This window comes from Paraburkholderia podalyriae (assembly GCF_014397785.1).
GTDB classification, from domain to species: Bacteria; Pseudomonadota; Gammaproteobacteria; order Burkholderiales; family Burkholderiaceae; genus Paraburkholderia; species Paraburkholderia podalyriae.
In genome coordinates, this window is the sequence record NZ_VZQQ01000014.1 from 158,378 (window position 1) to 174,646 (window position 16,269).

Consider the following 16,269-nt stretch of genomic DNA (forward strand, 5'->3'; position numbering starts at 1 on the left):
GGAGACCGTATTTGAAATACCGGCTCTGGTGGTCGGTTCAAGAAGCCAAACCAATCGAACGTTGTGGAGTACATGGATATGAAACCGCTCAAAGTCGCGGTAGCTATCACCGGTGTTCTCGCATTCGGATATGCCCACGCGCAAAATATGGCGCCTGCAACGCAGCCCACAAATCCCACCGTGTCTTCGACAGACTCGTTGGGTGGTGTGCCCGCCACGAGGAGTGACGCTGGCGCTCCAACGGGAAAGACCCGAGCCCAGGTCAAGCAGGAGTTGCTGCAAGCGTGCAAATCGGGCGAACTTGACCGCATAAACGCGGAGTATGGGGGTCAATAAGCACGGTGCCTGCTCGCACTGGTCGGGTTTGAGGCGTCCCATCCTGGTCGTCAACTTTCATATGCGGTCCTGGAAAAGGTCAGGGACGCTGCCGCGAGAACGCAGACGACGAGCGCGAAACCGAAGGCCTGAGAATAGCGATGAAGGGCATGGGGGAAATGGTGGCGGCGACGTCGGACGGATTAAGCCTTGCGACCGCACCCACTCCACCGCCGGCAATGTTCGCATGCTTGCTCATCTTCTACCGCCGGCTTTTCCCGGGGAATGCCTGGGGACTGCGTTGTCGCGGAAACGCGGCTCCGGTACTGCAGCCGCGCAGCGAGGATGCGTGTTCGCGCCTATCGGAACCCTGCGAAACGGGAACTGAGTCCAACCCTTCAGAAGGAGCCAGCATGAGTTCCGGATTTCCTGACAAGAACAAGTGCGTGTCCCTGGTGGACCTTGTCGCGCGTGTGCCGGATGGCGCGTCCCTTGGACTGGGTGGCAGCTTTCTGCATCGTGGACCTTTCGCGTTTGTGCGGGAGCTGATTCGGCAGAAAAAGCGTGACATTGAGGTCATCAAACAGTCGCCGGGCTACGACATCGATATTCTGTGTCGGGCGGGCGTTGCGACCCGTGCCCGTTGCGGCATTGTCGCCATGGAGGGTAACTTCGGTCTTGCTCCGTATTACCGGCAGGCAGTCGAGGCCGGTGCTCTAAAGCTTGAAGAGCATGCATGTGCAAGTTTGACGGCAGGGTTGCGTGCAGCGGCATTCGGCGTGCCTTTCCAACCTTGCGGCGGCCTGCACGGAAGTGAACTCACACGAATCAACAACTGGACGTGCATTGAGGACCCGTACGGTAGCGGCGTAAAGACATGGGTCATTCCCGCTATCTCTCCAGACTTTGCGGTTATTCACGCCAGCAGTGTTGACAGCCAGGGCAACGTGCGAATTGCCGGAACCTATCACTGGGACCGCATTATGAGCCGCGCTGCCAAAAGCGTTCTCGTTATCGCCGAAGAAATCTCCGATGCAGATTTTTCGGAGCAACCGGAATTGTCAGTGATTCCGTACTTCATGGTTGAAGCCTTTGCCGTTGTACCGAATGGCGCGTGGCCGGGTTCGTGCTGGCCCAGCTATGCAATCGACTATCCGGGGGTCGAGGCGTATCTCTCATCGGAATCAGGAGCACTTGAGGCACATCTGGCGGCAGCGCCCGAGGCAAGGAGCAGGCAACATGCGTGAACAATGGTCGGGCTTCTCTTATATCGTCACGAATCTTGCCCGGTTCATCCGACCGAACGAGATTACCTTCAGCGGGGTCAACTCGACGCTGCCGATGCTCGCCTGTCTAATGGCCAAACGCGCATACGACTGGAATTTTGTCTACATCAATGTCGCGGGTGGGGTCGACCCAACGCCGTCTTCAATTCCAATTTCAAGCTCTGACCCAGTGCTTGCTGAAGGGTCCGCCTCGATTTTCTCGAATGAGGACTTCTACGACTTATGCACCCGCGGGGGTATGGACCTGACGTTCCTTGGGGCAGCGCAGTTGGACGGAAGCGGCTGTGCAAACAACTCATGTATCGGGGACTGGGCTCACCCGAAGGTGCGACTGCCGGGCGGCGGCGGCGGCGCTGTTATGTTGCCGACAGCGCGCCGCGCCTGTACGTGGCGCACCGAGCACTCTCGTCGCACGATGGTGGATAAGCTGGACTTTGTCACATCGTGGGGCGGTATGCATGGAGTGGTGACGCCGATTGCGGTCTTCGTCAAACGCAATGACAGGTTAGCGCTCCTGTCGTGGCATGCGGAATCGAGCCTCGAAGAAGTGCGCGCGCGAACCGGTTTTGAATTCGATTCGACCGGCGCGGGACCAACGCACCCGCCAAGCGCCCGTGAGCGTGATGCGCTCCAGGCACTCGACGCAAACGGGCAATTTGAACGCGATGCGGCAGTACGACTAAGGTAAGAAGCATGCATACGCCAACGATTCTTGAATTCTCTCGCAAACCGCAAAGCCTTGCGGAAGCGTTCGAAATCTACTGGACCGAACACCAAGTGAAGTCCCTGCCGGCACTGGACGATAGCGGTCGGTTGCTCTCGTATGGTGAGCTCTCAGATTGGACCGGGACGGTCGCAGCAAGCCTGCGGGCGCGAGGCGCCATGCAGGGCGAAGTGCTCGCGATTGCCATGGGACGCTCCATTGAGGCAGTCGTGCTGTTGCTTGCCGCTATCCGGGCCGGCTTGTGTCCCTGCGTGTTTGAGCCGAAATTGCCGCCAGAGGAAATTGACGAGCGACTCGGTTTGGTTCGTGCGAAGTGGTTGACTTTTGATACCGAAAACAGCGACCTCGTGAAGTCTCTCAAGACGCCGGCCGTGACTGTTGATTTCTCGGTTCTTAGCGCTCCCACAAGCGTTGTGCCGGCCCGCACTGTCGACCCGCACTCACCGGCGCTATTGCTTTTCACTTCGGGGAGCACGGGGCGCCCGAAAGCAGTTCAATTGACTCAAGCAGCACTTCTGAACAACGCGCTTGGCGTAATCGAACACACGGGGCTCTCGGTTCAAGACCGATTGCTGCATGTCATGCCCATCTACCATACCAACGGCGTGAACAACCAGTTGTTCGCGCCTTTGCTAGCGGGCGCAGTCGTCATATTTTCTCAGCGTTCTCGGGCCGAAGATATGCCGGCGTTGATGGAGCGACACCACCCCACAATCATGACGGGCGTCCCGACGATGTACTCGCGGATGCTGTCTCAAACATTCAGTGCGACGTCGCTCGCTTCACTTCGATTCGTGCGCTGTGGCTCAGCGCCGATTACGGAAACTCTGCACCGGGAAGTCGAAGAGAAGCTCGGATGTCCGCTTTTGATTTCATATGGCTTATCGGAAGCCACCTGCACGAGCACGATGAATCCACCAGGCGCGCGTCGAATCGGCTCGGTCGGGACCGTGCTGCGAGGGCAATCCGTTCGGTTGCGGGAGGCTGACGGCACTATGACAGGTGCCCCCGGGGGTTGAGGGCGAGATTTGCATCGCTGGCAAAAGCCTGATGACTGGCTATGTGGGCGCAGACGACACAACGGCACGCACGGTTAGCGGTGGGTGGCTTCGTAATGGCGACCTCGGACATTTCGACGATGATTGCTACCTGTATGTGACGGGGCGAATCAAGGACGTCATTATCCGTGGTGGCGAAACTTTGTCACCGTTGCTTATTGAGAGCGTCATCGTGAGCGAAGCACACGTTCGCGCATGTTGTGTTGTAGGCGTGCCGGACGAAGATTTGGGCGAGGTTCCGGTCGCCGTCGTCGTCACAGAGAGCGGTGCCGACGTGCAGGCCGAGGACATCCTGGCTGCTGTTCGTCGCCGGTTGTCGAGGATTTACGTTCCCAAGGACGTCTATTTCGTGAATGCTCTGCCCGAGACAGCCGTCGGCAAGGTTGACCGCAAATCTGTTTGCAGCCTTGTGCGAAGCGGCACGCTTCAGGTCGCCGCCGCGTAAATGCGTTCGTGAAGGAATGCCATGACCGGAGAGATGCGAGGTGAGTCAAGAGCATGTAACGAATGGCGATTCGTTCAACACGTTCATCTTGGGGATGAAAACGTTCGAAAGCGAGAAGTCCAGAAGCTTCGCGACAGCTTCTGCCGATATCCAGTAGGAGTCCTCCTCTTCTCCGGGCGTTAGTGCTTGCCGGTTGAAAGGTCGATGCGGCGGCGTCTCTCCTGCACGTAATGTGGCGACGAGCACCGTCCGGCGTGCAGTGGCGACTGCGCCGCTTGCGAGGAACTCCACTTTGGGTGATTAACCTTTCGGCGCACGGATATCTATGCAGGTCCAGATAATTTGATATAACTCTTCGGGCGGTCAGCTCTCGCTTTTGCGCGCAACATCGAAAATTGAGCGATTGGGTAAAACGGATAGTGCCTTCCAACAATCGGGCCAATGATGGTCCACGTCGTACCCTAGCCCGGTAATGCCGACAAACGGTTTGCCCTCGCGGGGTAAGCCGTTTTCTACGGGAGCGCTGCGTTGCGCCTCGACTTGAAACCGCCTTGCTCGCGCGTCGGCAGTGGAAAACATGAATGATTTGACGGGCACGTCGTTCAGATGTCTAAAAAGTAATTTCTGCGTCACCGCTCGTCCAGATTTCATTCTCCAGAATGGACACCGTTCGGAATCAAATCTTATCGATTCCGCCCCGCTCTGGAGGAGCATATGCAGCCCCAAGCTATTGCCGCTGCGCTTATTGCTGCAACGCGCGCCACGTCCGTATTTGCCGATGGCAACCACAACCGCCCGGAATCCCTCGTTTCGACCACGTTACCGTCCGCGACCCGCGCCAGCCCACCGACTTCCAATGCGACGGCCTCAACCGCCCAGCCACCGCAGCAAGGAAACACCAGAGCGCTTTCGACGGTCTCTGCTGTCGCAACCACTCGCGTTGCTCCCCGCTCCCGCTACGTGTCTTGTCTCCCGCATCATTCAAGAGAAAATCGTGTTTAAGTTAATTGCGTTGCTCGGCGCGGCAGCGTGCCTGGGTGGTTGCGCGGTCGCACCAGGATATGGAGACGCCCAGCCATACGATTCAGCGTACGGCTATCCCTTCTACGGGTCGGGGTACGATAGCTGCAGTATGTGGGGCGGCTGCGGTGGCTGGGGCGGCTATCGCTGGCACAGCGACCATTGGCACGGTGGATGGCACGGCGGACATGAGGCCGGACATGGAGGTGGACACGGCGGTGGAGGTGGACACGGCGGTGGAGGCGGACATGGCGGTGGAGGCGGACATGGTGGCGGCCGCTGACATGCTCCCCTGGTCGCCGATGACGGACCGCGCTTACTACGAACACCGGTTGGCTGCGTGAGAGTTCCCCTGCCCGACACGTACTGTTGCCGTTGCCCTAGGCCCGTCGGATACGACGACCGAAACCTCCAACGGAAGGGGTGTCCAATTGATGACTCGACGACTCGAGCAAGCTCGGCGCTTGCTCGCTCTTGCGCAGACTGGGCTCCACTATTCGACTGGGCCGTTCGATACCGAACGCTACCGCGAGATAGCGAACATCGCTCACGCGCAACTCGCGGAAATTGCCGACATGAGCACCCAGGAAGTCGCGGTACTCTTCTCCAAGGAAGAAGGGTACGCGAATCCCAAGGTCGACGTTCGATGCGCAGTGTTTGACGAAACGGGCCGCATACTTCTTGTACGGGAAGCAGCAGAGGGACTGTGGTCGTTGCCCGGCGGATGGGCGGACGTGGGAGCGACGCCTGCCGAAAACGCTGCGCGAGAGGTTCGCGAAGAAAGCGGCTATATTGTGCACATCACTCGGCTGCTCGCAGTGTGGGACATGCAACGACACTCGCATCCACCATCGTTGTTTCACATCTGGAAACTGGTGTTCCTCGGCGAGATTGTAGCCTCGGGCGAGTTGGTGGGCGGCGAGACGGATGGCGCCGATTTCTTTGGGCTTGACGCTTTGCCGACGCTATCGCTGGGGCGTGTTTTGCCGGAACAGCTGCGTCGGCTGGATGAACTGCGTCGTTGCGGCGATGTCGAGTTCGACTAGACATGTGAGTCGGCTGTCCTGGCGAGGGGCAAAGTCGTTGGCGACCACGGCAGCACAGGCCTGCTCTCAACGCCTTGTTCGTGTCGGCTCGCTATGTTTTAACGACTCTTTGTCAGCAAAACTTCCCGCCGTATGCACCTTCGCCCTGACAAAGAATGAATATCGAAGACGTCTACCGGGAGGCGACGAGCATGCATCGCCACTACGACACACTCTCGCTGACTGCGGTGACCCACAACATTTGTCACGCTCGCCGGAACTCCAGCGGTCTATTGGAGCAATTCCTGGCTACACCGGAGCGCCCCCCGGTTTGGATAGTTGGCGGCCTGCTTATGTGGCTAGCTTTCAGTATTTACCAACAACTCGATGGTCACGCCGGATTTGCATTGAAGTTTGCCGAGTTTGCTGAATGCAATACGAGCGCGACACTCACCGATGTCTCGCGCGACATGCACCACTTCGACGAGACGCAACTCACCCAGTTCGTGCGCAAGGTTCACGCTACCGTTCGGAGTAACTAGTAATGGCGCAAGACTCGATACGGCTCGCCGGCGCGACTTCCGCCGGGGGCTCGCTCCTCGCACAGCTCAGGGCGCGCGTCCTGCTTCTGGCTGCCTTTGTCGGCTCCATGTGGCTGGTCTTTTTCCTGTCCGCTGCACTGCCGTTCCTGCATCTGAACCGGCACGGCGTAGTGCCGCGCACGCTTGGCGGGCTACAGGGCATCCTGTTTGCCCCGTGGCTGCACGCAAGCCTGGTGCACCTGATAGCCAACACGAGCGGCCTCCTTATTCTCGGCTGGCTGTGCATGTGGCCGCGCATCGACAACTTCTGGCAAGCGACCATCGGGGCGATGCTGGGCGCGGGACTGTGCGCCTGGGGGTTTGGTGCGCCCTACACGGCGCACATCGGCGCAAGCGGCCTGGTGTTCGGCTACGCCGGCTACCTGGTCGCCCGGGGCTTCTACACCCGGCACATTCTCGCAATGCTGGTGGCACTCTTCGTCGCGGGCAGCTACGGGCTGACGATGCTGTTCGGCCCGATGCCGCTCTACCCTGGTGTATCGTGGCAAAGCCATCTCGGCGGTGCGCTGGGTGGCATCCTTGCCGCGCGCGCGACGGCGCGGAGCCGTGCACGACTCTTATGACGCAGCAATCTCGGTCGCATTCACACATTGAGCGCAGCCATCTTGCTTTTCGTGCATCTAGCTCAACATATTGCCCGTGTACCACGCAACCAGATAACTGAACGTGAACCGCAAAATTCGCTCTCAAAAACACGGCCGCCCGGCTATGTCATCTTTACTGCGCGCGCTGACTCACAGCCACGCTTCGCTCGAGTCCGTGACGCAGGCGATGCTTCTGCGGTGCTACATTGCACTGGATGCTTTCCGACGGGGACACGGCTCACGCGACCTGTTTTCAACGCTTGGTCGAACCCTGCTGATTGCGGAAGAACTCGGACGGCTCGGTCATCGGGCAAGCGCGGCGGGCGACATTGAATCGGCACAAGCCGCACTCATGCGTATCAACGCCGAAGAGCGCGCAAGCGGTGGGTGGCGTGTCTGTGATGCAGATTACTTGCCATTATCCACCGCTCTTGCTGTATTCAGTGAGCAACTCAACGCTGCTTCCCTCAACGACATCGCGAAAGCTGAGGCCCGGGTACTTGAGGGTCTTCTTGGTTCGGAGCGGGCGACGCGACAGGTTAAAGAGCTGGCCTGAAGGCTTTTCATCGCCAGGCTTGCCGCCGTCGAATGCCGTCGCACCGTAGTGAGGCTTTCGGCCCGGACGAGAAGTGTCGTGCGTCATACTCACGCGCGAGCTGGTCCTTCAGAAGGAAATGGCGGGCGCTCAACCAGAACCGGTTCACTCACAAAACGACGCGCTATCCAATTGCTACGCCGACGTCGTGCGTCGCAAATAAAAACGCCCCTCGGATTTTGGTCGCGAGGGGCGCTATCACGTCAGAGCACTTTCGCTTACAGTGCGGCGTCCTTCAGCTTCTTCAGCGGGCGCACCTTAAGCCGCACCGAAGCGGGCTTCGCCGCGAACCATTTGTCTTCACCCGTGAACGGGTCCTTGCCGAAGCGCTTTTTCTTGGCGGGTACGTCTTGCGCGACAACCTTCAGCAGGCCGGGGAGCGTGAACTCTTTCGCGCCCTTCTTGTGAATCGATGCGAGCACCGTTTCTTCAAGCGCCGCCATCAACGCCTTTGCCGCCTTGGGTTCGACGCCTGAGCGCTCTGCCAGATGAATCGTCAGCGATGCCTTCGTGAAAGAGTCCTTGATAGGTTTCAGGGGAGCAGCCGCAGCAGACTTCTTCGCAACCGGTGCAGCAGCTTTCTTGCTGGCCGGTGCTGCCGCTTTCTTCGTAACCGGAGCGGCGGCTTTCTTCGTTGCCGGAGCGGCGGCTTTCTTCGTAGCCGGAGCGGCGGCTTTCTTCGTAGCTGTTGTTGCCATAAATTCCTCGTGTCTAGTCAAAGTTTGCCCAAGACCTTTGCCTTTGCACCGTCACCGACTAACGCATAGGTACAAATCCTCGGGTTGGGCGCCAGCGTAACAACACCGGCATGAAGACGCAACGTCTGAGGCCCTGAACCAAGGGATTTTTGGCGTAGAAGTTAATAAAGCGGTGACCTGTACTTTGCTTTAGGGACATTCGGCCAGTGAAATCCTACGGACCGTGGCTTCGAGTGGGACCTTAGTGATGGCCGAACCATCGAACCGACCTGCTCTCTGGCAGTCAGATGTCACCTGCGGCGCGCTTTAGCTTGACGTTTCGACACGGCTTCTTATCCTTGAAATAGCGTGGCTGTGTTTGCCCGCCCGCCAACGCGGCAGACACGATGGAGACGGAAATGACGGCGACGGACGAAATCACGGTATAAACGTTCGGGCTGTCCGGCTTCCCATGCCCGTCCCACCCCATACTTCCAGCGGCGCCTTCGATTGCTCCGGCTGCTTCGCCACCGCAATAGACGCTTGCGAGTTGGACCACCTCATGCCCGACGTGATGAAGGTTGGTGGCGTAACCGGCTGGACGCGAGTCGCTGCGATGGCGCAGGGGAACGGACCAACCGAACGCCGCTCGACCGTTATCGATGGACGGAGTCCTATCGAGGGAGGATGAGCATGTGGCAGTTAATCGCGGGGGTGCTGCTGTTGGTGTTCGTGTCGTGCGACACCCTTGCAGCGCCGGTGGCCCCAGAAGAGGACGACACTAGCATCGGTCCGGCGAAGTGCGCGGAGTTCCAGCGCGACACCGTCGCCCAAAGCGTCCGCAGCGCCCAGTTCATCGACGAGCATGTCGAGATTGTCCCGCCGCAGGAGCAGAAGTACCTGGAGACGGAGAGCGCGGCGGGCACGCTTTCGGGCGCCAGTCGACACCGTTTTCTGTTCGTGATTCACCATCCTTTGTACAACGCGTGGCGCTTGCACAATTCGCTGCGGGAACTTATCCATTCGCTCCAGTCGATTGACGAACCTTCGCCGGGCGCGAACCCTGACACGCATCGGGTAAAGAAAGCAGCTTTTGCGCTCGTCTCAGTTGCGCGAACAGGTGTTCTGTTCGAAGCTTACTCGCGCGAGGACAGAGCGCGACCGGCGCCGGTTATGGATGACGCGACTTTCCGGGTGGCCTCAGTCTCACTGGCTGAAATGGCGCCAGCCCTCGCTTGGTTCATCAGTTGCACCGTGGATGCCATGGAAAGCCGGAAGAAGTAACGAACCCAACGAGTCGGCCGTCCGACCCGCCGCGAGCCCGGGTCCCTATCTATAAGGAAAGCGAGTACACGGCGCTGGACGACGCAGTCGCCGAGCTGCGCGAACGGCCGCTCAGAGAGGAACTCAAGGTCTGTACGACGTACGACATTCAGACCGCCTGCAGCCGTCTGATAGGCGACGAAGTCGCAGCACTGAACTGGGCGCTGCGACTGTCGCAGACCAAGGCACTTCAGCACGCTGAAGACGGCTACCGCCAGCCCCGACAGTTAAACCGCCCTACCTACAGCTTCTAAAAAAGAGTCTTCTGGATATTAAGGGAGGCTCTTTTCCTATAAAGAATAAGGAAGCGAGCTCCTTGAGGAACAAGCGGAAGGCCTCCCCAACGTCGGAAGCCTCGCTCGTTCGCCAAGGCAGTGCCGCCGACGTAGCGGTTCCGCAGCCGGTTGCGACGCAGGCCTCTTCGCCTACGGTCGCTTCTGCTGCTTCGAGTCCGAGCGACTCCCGCAGTACGACCGGCATGAGCGCGGGTCTGATGACAGTCTTGCTTGTTGCGATTGGATGCGGCGCGCTCGTCAGACGTCGAAAAAAGAGTGATGGCGCGCCGAGAAACCACTAAGGAATGTTCGGTTATCTATTCGGCCATCCAACTAGAAGTAGCGCACTGCATCTTGCGCATGGCATAGTGCCGGCATCTCAACTACGGAGGTGCGAATGACGCCCCTGGAATCCTTGCAAGCAAAAATCCAAAAACTGCAGAACCAAGCAGACGCACTCATCGCGAAGAAGTCGAGCGCTGTTATCGAAAAGATTCGCGAGTTGATGTCAACGCACGGCCTGACGACAGCTGACCTTGACGCGCATGTTGGCGACAAGAAACGCGGACCGAAAGCCGCAGCTAAATCTGCGGTCATCGCCAAGCCGTCCGCAGCGAAATATCAGGACCCGAAGACAGGGGCTACATGGTCCGGACACGGACGCGCTCCGGGTTGGATTGCGAACGCGAAAGACCGCAGCAAATTCCTGATTGAGGGTGGTGCCGATGCAGTCGTCGCTGCAGGCGTGGCAAGTGCGAAGAAGGCCAAGCCTGCGGGCAAGAAGGTCTCGTCGTCAGTCAGCGCCGCGCCTGGCACGGGTCAGCCGAAAGGTCCGCAGCCGGCTAAGTATCGCGACGCGAAGTCCGGTGCGACTTGGAGCGGTCGTGGGCCGGCGCCGGCGTGGCTGTCTGGCGCTAAAGACAGGGCGAAGTCTCTGATTGATGGTGCGGGTGCCGACGCTGCGAAACCTGTGACGAGCAAGCCGAAGGCAGGTTTCAAGACGCCTGCCGCGAAGAAGGTTGTTGGCAACAAAATTTCGGCAGAGAAGAAGGTAGTCGTTCCCAAGAAGGCCGTCGCGACCAAGTCTCCTGCCAGCAAAAAGGTTGCAGCGAAGAAGGCAGTCGCCTCGCCGACGAAGCGTCCGGTCGTGACGAAGGTGGCTGCCAAGAAGACTGTTGCGGTCAAAGTGGTTGCTGCGAATGCCGATTCTAGCGCCGTGCCGAAAGCTTCGGTTGAATTGAGCGCGTAACCGAGCGCTTGGCAAGTGACGCCAGAGGGACCCGCTTATCCAGCTGGTATCAGGTCGCCCCGTAGTTGAAGACTCGCGTGACCGAGACTTACGGCTTACCTTTCAGGGTGAATGGAGCCAGGAGCGACTGCACGTCAATCTGCTGTCCCTGCAGCAAGAGCAGCCTCGCGTGAAGCACCGTGTTTTCAAGAACCAGTTTCGCGGTGCTCAGCAGGTATAGCGCGTGGATGTCCGACACCGACATACCGGCTTCGACCTGGTGATGACGCTCAACGAGAGAGGTCATAACGAGGCGTCTGAGTTCCTGCTCTCCAACTGGAAGGTCCGCGTAGTCAATCGGGTCATCGGCTTCGACTTCTCGCAGCATGTCAACAAGCGTTTCTGTGCTCACTTCCATGTGTCGGCTCCACGTTGTCGGTTAGGACCAGCATAGGCAAACTGCGTCATTCAGCGCTCTCAGACTACCGGTTCTGACCGCGGTAATCCAGCCTGAAAGAAGCCGCCTCCGGCTTGCTTGTCGAGGCTCCTGCATACCTGTGGAACACTCGCCTGTGGTCGTGATAATGGCGGTGATAGACATCGAGACTATGACCACCGCGCGTCAGCACATGAAACACGTTTTTACCCCGCGAGCTCGCATAGTCGCTGACGCGATGTACGCCCCGATAGCCAGGTAGGACAACCGAGCTGGGTAGCCAGGTCGCTCAAGTCCGTGGCTGCGAAGTCCCAGGCCTGTTCCGCATGCAGGTCGCTCGCGGTCTATGGCGGCTCTTCGTCAGCGCCATTCCAGTTTTCGTCACAGCGGCAGCCGACCCTTCAGGTCGGCTCCGCTCCCGTCGGCCTCGGATTCTTCCTCTTCTATCTGTGCGCGGGCTTGCTCCCAATACTCGTCGGCGCGACCGTCGGGGCTGCCGTCTTTTTCCCAGAGTTCGTAGGCCCGTACACGAATCTTCTCTTCCCGCGAAACGTTGTCCATTGCTCAATCCTCCAGAGATTTTTCGCGAGCAGCTACTCGTGAAGTTGCTCGCGTGCCAGTTTCACAGCGGAAGGTGAAAGCGTCGATGCGAGCAGACAGACCCACGCCGACGAACGGGTCGAAGCAATTGGCGTCCGGGTCATGCGTGATGACGCCACCGCGCGCTTCGCATTGACTTCCAATCTCCGCGCTGAGTGGCGGATTCTGCTTTTTCGACAGGCGCTCTTGCTCGACTCCACCTTGAACGCACGATGCTTGACGCGCCGGCGCCGTAGGCGGCAAAGAGACAGACTATCTCCTGGACTGGTTTGATATTCGCAGCTTGCTTGCCCTTCGGCCCTATCTTCACGTCGAAACTGACCTTCTGATTCTCTTGCAGCGACTTGAATGCTTCTGCGCTGATTTCGAAAAATGAGCGAAAAGGTCTTCACCGCTGCCATCCGGCGTGATGAAACCCAAACCCTTCGCAGCATTGAACCACTTTACGGTACCGGTTGCCATCATTGTGTCCAAAATCGAAATGGCTGGCGGCTTCAGGTATCGCCGGTACAATCCAAGGACCTATCGCTGTGACTTCGAACATGGCCGAACGCCCAAGCGTACAAGACGATTTTTTGCAGATGCTCCTGAACGACAAGACCACCGTAAACGTGTTCCTCGTGAACGGCATCAGACTGAGCGGTCAACTGGCCGCCTTTGACCAGTTTGTAGTTCTGCTCGAGTCTGGTCCGGGTGCGCAACTTGTTTTCAAACATGCCATTTCGACCGTGCTGCCGGCCAATGGCAGGAGCCAGGCACGTGACCCGACCGAGGTGCCAGTGAGTGGCGACAAGCCGGAGCGCGTGCGAGGCCGTGTCCGATGAGAACTGCCATGACATGCTGTCGCCTACGCTTGACCTGCGCATAGCCAGACGACGTCCACGTCGAGAAGTTCAGAGAGGCGCGCACAATCCGTGCTCTTCGGAACGGTAACTCCGGCGCGCCAAAGGGTCACCTCGTGTTCCGATACGCCGAGTGACCTGGCCACCCGACCGGAGGACACCTTGGCGCGCTTGATGGTCATGTCCAGTCGTGCAGCGAAGGCCCGCCTGGAGCCGTTGTGTTGGAGAGTGCCTTGCAGATGTGCATCAAGATTCAGACGACGATTCATGACGTGCAATGCTCCGTGTAACTCATCGTGACCAAACCTACGTACTTCAGGCTACGAAGGTGTGACACGACTTCGAGGATGATGCTTGCGGTCGAACGCCATCACCCGGGCTGGCATGTCGTTCGCGTGAACTTCACTGCACCTGAACGCCCGTTGCGGCGCGTCTTCCCCGCTCTGCGTTAACGTTTTAAATGCCCGGTGTAATCGACCCGGATGCCGTTTTCCTATCCCCGTACACGGCCAGAAGTCACTCCGCCGCTTTCTTCAAGTGAAGTAGCAGCGCAATGACAACGCTCACAGACGTAGGTCCGTCTGAAAAAACTTACTCGAAGGTCGGCACCTGTTCGTGCATCACCGGCTTTGGTCACCCGCGGGTCCCGGAAGTTCCACTGGCGAAATATCTGCTTGCGTGGAAAAGAGCGGCGTGCTGTTCCACGACCTCGTCACACAACGCGATGATGGTCTCCGGCGAAAGCGCCATCGCAATAAGGGCGCAGACGCATCCAGCCGGTGGCGGCGACAGAAAAAACACCCTTCTTCAAGGGTGCCCCAGATAGGCAGATTCAATTGGCGCCCCGACCGCTACCGTCCTGTAATCGAATTTTCGTCGTTTGCAGCTCCTGCATCTGTCGACGTCGGCAGAGCACCCTTACGCAGCCCAGCGCGGAGGATGTTGTACGGGCTCGCGGCCGAGACCAATACGCCTGCGGAGCCGGTGTCGAAAATGCAGCCGACCCGGGAGCTTCCAGACGACGCGCTTCATCAGTTGGTCACCGTTGCCGAACATGCTGGGCGTTGGGCATACATCTTCTGGAGGCGAATATGAGTGATTTTCAGGGACAGGCTGTTACAGCCCAGCAAGCCAATCTTGACTTCTTTTTCGGGCTGGCCAGCAAAATGCTCGAGGGCGAGGAAAAGCTCGTCAGACTGAATCTGGATACGGCGAGAACGACGCTTGCCGATTGGCACCAACGCGAGCAGGACGGGCTGGCGAAAAAGGACCGACAGGAAGTTACCGGTCTGCAGGACGCGCTGGCGCTGCACTCGGCGGAGAAGGTCCTGAAGTACGAACGTCAGGTTGCGGAGATTGCCTCGACCACGCAAACGCAGCTGGCAGAGGTCGTCAATGCGCGGTACCAGGAGGTCAGCCGCCAGGTTCAATCGTTCATCGAGAATTTCGCGCAAAGCGCCCCGGTCGGCTCCGAAGCCACAATCGCATTTCTGAAACAAGCCATCACGCTGGCCGACACCACTCAGGAAAGCGTGCAAAAGGCCACGAAGCAGGCAGTCGAAGTCGCGCAAAGTAACCTGGACGCCGCAACAAAAGCCGCATCGGAGGTGACCGAAGCGGCTGACGAGGTAGTCGATAAGGCAGCAAAAGCGGCGAAGGCGGCGAAGCAATAATTTGAAGGGACGTTGAACCCGTGGTCGCGCGGCAAGGAGCTAACGTGCTGGCCACACACTGCGACCTGGCCGCTACCGGACAAGCCCAGTTCCCGTGAGCGCTGGTCGGTCGTTCGGGCGCACGTCATGTCCGCCGACGTCTGTTACCAGGCTCGCGCCGGGACCAACGCACCCGAGGAGACCGTGTCACGGCACATAGCTGAAGAAAGAATGGTCCACTGGGGCGGACCATTCTTGTGCATGTCAGCGAGTCGCGCTGAGGTGTCAGCTGGGATAGATTTTTGCCGCCTGCTTACCCTTCGGGCCTTGCTTCACGTCAAAGCTTCAGGCGGTCGGCAATTCAGGTAGTGCTGACTCGCGTCGTCGTGCGTTCTTTCTTCAACGCCGTGGGAGGTAAGCATGCGCGGTGCGGCAGTTGACGTGCGTTTCGACAGCACGCATTTGCTTCTGGACCTGTCCGACGGTCGGGCTGTCCGATTCCCATTGAACTGGTTTCCTGTTCTGGAGATAGCAACGCCAGCTGAGCGCGAACAATTTGCTATCTCGATGGACCGTCAGCAGTTGTTCTGGCCTCAGATCGATGAGGATGTGAACGTGTCTGCGCTGCTTGCCCTTCTGTCTGATACGGCACGTCGCTAGCGCCTTTGAAGGACTTTGCGGCTCCTGCGTGGCACCGGAGCGGTGTCGCTTTACATCGCGTGAGCGGACGTTCAATTATTTGTTGGGGAGATGCCATGGAACGAATCGGAAACACCGGAATTCTGTTCATGGCGGGCTTTGGTCCAACCGTTCGTGATGTGGGGGCAAGCCGCCAGCTCTACGGCGAGAACCTCGGCATCCCCTTCAAAGAGGAAAGCTAACTTCATACGGAAGCTCTGAAGGGCGCAAAAAGTTTTGCCCTGTGGCCACTTTCTCAGGCGGCGCAGTCGTGTTTTGGCAAGGACTCCTCGCCCGACGACATTCCTGCTCCGCAAGCCTGGCTCGAGTTTGATGTTGATAGTGTCGAAAAGGCAACGGCGGAGCTTGAATCGCGAGGACATCGAATGCCCGTCAGGAGCAGGAAAGAGCCTTGGGGCAGACGGTGAGTCTTTTCATATCACCCGAAGGACTACTGGTCGGTATCACTTTCACGCCGGGGATGGGAGAAGAAAGGTAGCGTCGATTGTGCACAAATGAAGCAGCAAGGCGTCCAGCACGACGAGGCTCGTGTTGCGCAGTTCAGCATCTTCCGTCCGGCGAGGCCGCGACTCGCCTGCTTCCGTCAGCGAACGCCCGTCGGAAGCCGCGCGTCGTCGGCGTGGTCGGGCGGCCCAGAAATACTGAACCAGGACTTTTCGTTTAGTAACGCATCCCACCGTCCGCCGGTGCGAGGAAATCCGGAGGATAGCGGTTCTCAGCGGAAACGGACGGTTCGTCGCGCGAAGTTTCCATGACGTGAAAGGCGTGTTATCAGTTTTACTGGGGCGGCTAAATAATTCTGGCGACGGATGTGCGTCAACGTACATACATAATAATTCTGGGAGTGCCGTCGCCAAACTCACGGACGTTCGTGCTGGTATTT

At 58.7% G+C, this 16,269-nt stretch carries 20 protein-coding genes and 1 pseudogene; 16 read left to right on the forward strand and 5 right to left on the reverse strand.

Annotation, left to right across the window (positions count from 1 at the left end; genetic code table 11):
• The first annotated feature begins 78 nt into the window (after positions 1 to 78).
• From F6X42_RS46605 to F6X42_RS18725, 10 genes are all read left to right on the forward strand, one after another.
• Positions 79 to 336 (forward strand): DUF4148 domain-containing protein, encoded by a 258-nt coding sequence (locus tag F6X42_RS46605; RefSeq protein WP_187635638.1) that lies wholly within the window; start codon positions 79 to 81, stop codon positions 334 to 336.
• A gap of 392 nt (positions 337 to 728) precedes the next feature.
• Positions 729 to 1,562, forward strand: coding sequence for a CoA transferase subunit A (locus tag F6X42_RS18690; RefSeq protein WP_187635639.1), 834 nt, complete (start codon positions 729 to 731; stop codon positions 1,560 to 1,562).
• Positions 1,555 to 2,289, forward strand: a complete 735-nt coding sequence (locus F6X42_RS18695) for a CoA-transferase subunit beta (protein WP_187635640.1) — start codon at positions 1,555 to 1,557, stop codon at positions 2,287 to 2,289. The genes F6X42_RS18690 and F6X42_RS18695 overlap by 8 nt, the downstream gene beginning before the upstream one ends.
• 5 nt (positions 2,290 to 2,294) lie before the next feature.
• Entirely contained in the window at positions 2,295 to 3,344 is a 1,050-nt protein-coding gene (locus tag F6X42_RS18700; RefSeq protein WP_281393992.1) for a class I adenylate-forming enzyme family protein, read from the forward strand.
• Positions 3,345 to 3,375: 31 nt separating this feature from the next.
• On the forward strand, positions 3,376 to 3,828 hold the full coding sequence (locus F6X42_RS45305) for a class I adenylate-forming enzyme family protein (RefSeq protein ID WP_281393993.1): 453 nt from the start codon (positions 3,376 to 3,378) through the stop codon (positions 3,826 to 3,828).
• A 1,220-nt stretch (positions 3,829 to 5,048) separates the two neighbouring features.
• On the forward strand, positions 5,049 to 5,192 hold the full coding sequence (locus F6X42_RS18705) for a hypothetical protein (RefSeq protein ID WP_187635641.1): 144 nt from the start codon (positions 5,049 to 5,051) through the stop codon (positions 5,190 to 5,192).
• 90 nt (positions 5,193 to 5,282) lie between these two features.
• A complete protein-coding gene (locus F6X42_RS18710; RefSeq protein ID WP_187635642.1) occupies positions 5,283 to 5,894 on the forward strand; it encodes an NUDIX hydrolase in 612 nt (203 codons plus the stop codon).
• Between the two features lie 155 nt (positions 5,895 to 6,049).
• On the forward strand, positions 6,050 to 6,415 hold the full coding sequence (locus F6X42_RS18715; RefSeq protein WP_187635643.1) for a hypothetical protein: 366 nt from the start codon (positions 6,050 to 6,052) through the stop codon (positions 6,413 to 6,415).
• A gap of 2 nt (positions 6,416 to 6,417) precedes the next feature.
• Entirely contained in the window at positions 6,418 to 7,038 is a 621-nt protein-coding gene (locus tag F6X42_RS18720; RefSeq protein WP_187635644.1) for a rhomboid family intramembrane serine protease, read from the forward strand.
• A 103-nt stretch (positions 7,039 to 7,141) separates the two neighbouring features.
• A complete protein-coding gene (locus F6X42_RS18725) occupies positions 7,142 to 7,615 on the forward strand; it encodes a hypothetical protein (RefSeq protein WP_187635645.1) in 474 nt (157 codons plus the stop codon).
• A 257-nt stretch (positions 7,616 to 7,872) separates the two neighbouring features.
• On the opposite strand, the gene F6X42_RS18730 is transcribed toward F6X42_RS18725, so the two are convergent.
• Positions 7,873 to 8,352, reverse strand: a complete 480-nt coding sequence (locus tag F6X42_RS18730) for an HU family DNA-binding protein (protein ID WP_187635646.1) — start codon at positions 8,350 to 8,352, stop codon at positions 7,873 to 7,875.
• Positions 8,353 to 9,024: 672 nt separating this feature from the next.
• On the opposite strand from F6X42_RS18730, the gene F6X42_RS18735 reads away from it, so the two are divergent.
• Together F6X42_RS18735 and F6X42_RS18740 are read left to right on the forward strand one after the other, a co-directional pair.
• Positions 9,025 to 9,615 carry a hypothetical protein gene (locus F6X42_RS18735; RefSeq protein WP_187635647.1) on the forward strand — a complete coding sequence of 197 codons (591 nt, stop codon included), beginning with the start codon at positions 9,025 to 9,027 and terminating at the stop codon, positions 9,613 to 9,615.
• Between the two features lie 711 nt (positions 9,616 to 10,326).
• On the forward strand, positions 10,327 to 11,178 hold the full coding sequence (locus F6X42_RS18740; RefSeq protein ID WP_187635648.1) for an H-NS family nucleoid-associated regulatory protein: 852 nt from the start codon (positions 10,327 to 10,329) through the stop codon (positions 11,176 to 11,178).
• Positions 11,179 to 11,266: 88 nt separating this feature from the next.
• Here F6X42_RS18740 and F6X42_RS18745 read toward each other — a convergent pair whose 3' ends face one another.
• The 3 genes and pseudogenes from F6X42_RS18745 to F6X42_RS44075 all read right to left on the reverse strand — a co-directional run.
• Positions 11,267 to 11,575, reverse strand: coding sequence for a hypothetical protein (locus F6X42_RS18745; RefSeq protein WP_187635649.1), 309 nt, complete (start codon positions 11,573 to 11,575; stop codon positions 11,267 to 11,269).
• A 399-nt stretch (positions 11,576 to 11,974) separates the two neighbouring features.
• Positions 11,975 to 12,154, reverse strand: a complete 180-nt coding sequence (locus tag F6X42_RS18750; protein ID WP_187635650.1) for a DUF2934 domain-containing protein — start codon at positions 12,152 to 12,154, stop codon at positions 11,975 to 11,977.
• 301 nt (positions 12,155 to 12,455) lie between these two features.
• A pseudogene (locus F6X42_RS44075) lies at positions 12,456 to 12,655 on the reverse strand (cold-shock protein); the annotation flags it as partial.
• An 80-nt stretch (positions 12,656 to 12,735) separates the two neighbouring features.
• Here F6X42_RS44075 and hfq point away from each other — a divergent pair.
• Complete coding sequence (hfq, locus tag F6X42_RS18760; protein ID WP_187635683.1) at positions 12,736 to 13,017, forward strand: RNA chaperone Hfq; 282 nt, start codon at positions 12,736 to 12,738, stop codon at positions 13,015 to 13,017.
• 23 nt (positions 13,018 to 13,040) lie between these two features.
• On the opposite strand, the gene F6X42_RS18765 is transcribed toward hfq, so the two are convergent.
• Positions 13,041 to 13,304, reverse strand: a complete 264-nt coding sequence (locus tag F6X42_RS18765; RefSeq protein WP_187635651.1) for a helix-turn-helix domain-containing protein — start codon at positions 13,302 to 13,304, stop codon at positions 13,041 to 13,043.
• An 822-nt stretch (positions 13,305 to 14,126) separates the two neighbouring features.
• Between F6X42_RS18765 and phaP the strand changes: the two genes are divergently transcribed.
• The 3 genes from phaP (at position 14,127) to F6X42_RS45595 (ending at position 15,568) form a co-directional block, all read left to right on the forward strand.
• The gene (gene phaP, locus F6X42_RS18770) at positions 14,127 to 14,708 is read left to right on the forward strand and encodes a TIGR01841 family phasin (RefSeq protein WP_187635652.1); all 582 of its coding nucleotides are present in this window, start codon (positions 14,127 to 14,129) and stop codon (positions 14,706 to 14,708) included.
• 399 nt (positions 14,709 to 15,107) lie between these two features.
• A complete protein-coding gene (locus tag F6X42_RS18775; RefSeq protein ID WP_187635653.1) occupies positions 15,108 to 15,347 on the forward strand; it encodes a DUF2442 domain-containing protein in 240 nt (79 codons plus the stop codon).
• Between the two features lie 95 nt (positions 15,348 to 15,442).
• Complete coding sequence (locus tag F6X42_RS45595; protein ID WP_312892796.1) at positions 15,443 to 15,568, forward strand: hypothetical protein; 126 nt, start codon at positions 15,443 to 15,445, stop codon at positions 15,566 to 15,568.
• Positions 15,569 to 16,269 lie beyond the last annotated feature (701 nt).

Bases quoted from the DNA above. Each gene is read 5' to 3' on its own strand.
- F6X42_RS18750 (WP_187635650.1), bottom strand. From the start codon at position 12,154: ATGGACAACGTTTCGCGGGAAGAGAAGATTCGTGTACGGGCCTACGAA.
- F6X42_RS18715 (WP_187635643.1), top strand. From the start codon at position 6,050: ATGAATATCGAAGACGTCTACCGGGAGGCGACGAGCATGCATCGCCAC.
- F6X42_RS18735 (WP_187635647.1), top strand. From the start codon at position 9,025: ATGTGGCAGTTAATCGCGGGGGTGCTGCTGTTGGTGTTCGTGTCGTGC.
- F6X42_RS18745 (WP_187635649.1), bottom strand. From the start codon at position 11,575: ATGGAAGTGAGCACAGAAACGCTTGTTGACATGCTGCGAGAAGTCGAA.
- F6X42_RS18710 (WP_187635642.1), top strand. From the start codon at position 5,283: ATGACTCGACGACTCGAGCAAGCTCGGCGCTTGCTCGCTCTTGCGCAG.
- F6X42_RS18740 (WP_187635648.1), top strand. From the start codon at position 10,327: ATGACGCCCCTGGAATCCTTGCAAGCAAAAATCCAAAAACTGCAGAAC.
- F6X42_RS18765 (WP_187635651.1), bottom strand. From the start codon at position 13,304: ATGAATCGTCGTCTGAATCTTGATGCACATCTGCAAGGCACTCTCCAA.
- F6X42_RS18690 (WP_187635639.1), top strand. From the start codon at position 729: ATGAGTTCCGGATTTCCTGACAAGAACAAGTGCGTGTCCCTGGTGGAC.
- F6X42_RS18720 (WP_187635644.1), top strand. From the start codon at position 6,418: ATGGCGCAAGACTCGATACGGCTCGCCGGCGCGACTTCCGCCGGGGGC.
- F6X42_RS46605 (WP_187635638.1), top strand. From the start codon at position 79: ATGAAACCGCTCAAAGTCGCGGTAGCTATCACCGGTGTTCTCGCATTC.
- F6X42_RS45305 (WP_281393993.1), top strand. From the start codon at position 3,376: ATGACTGGCTATGTGGGCGCAGACGACACAACGGCACGCACGGTTAGC.
- F6X42_RS18695 (WP_187635640.1), top strand. From the start codon at position 1,555: ATGCGTGAACAATGGTCGGGCTTCTCTTATATCGTCACGAATCTTGCC.
- F6X42_RS18775 (WP_187635653.1), top strand. From the start codon at position 15,108: ATGCGCGGTGCGGCAGTTGACGTGCGTTTCGACAGCACGCATTTGCTT.
- F6X42_RS18730 (WP_187635646.1), bottom strand. From the start codon at position 8,352: ATGGCAACAACAGCTACGAAGAAAGCCGCCGCTCCGGCTACGAAGAAA.
- hfq (WP_187635683.1), top strand. From the start codon at position 12,736: ATGGCCGAACGCCCAAGCGTACAAGACGATTTTTTGCAGATGCTCCTG.
- F6X42_RS45595 (WP_312892796.1), top strand. From the start codon at position 15,443: ATGGAACGAATCGGAAACACCGGAATTCTGTTCATGGCGGGCTTTGGT.
- F6X42_RS18700 (WP_281393992.1), top strand. From the start codon at position 2,295: ATGCATACGCCAACGATTCTTGAATTCTCTCGCAAACCGCAAAGCCTT.
- F6X42_RS18705 (WP_187635641.1), top strand. From the start codon at position 5,049: ATGGAGGTGGACACGGCGGTGGAGGTGGACACGGCGGTGGAGGCGGAC.
- phaP (WP_187635652.1), top strand. From the start codon at position 14,127: ATGAGTGATTTTCAGGGACAGGCTGTTACAGCCCAGCAAGCCAATCTT.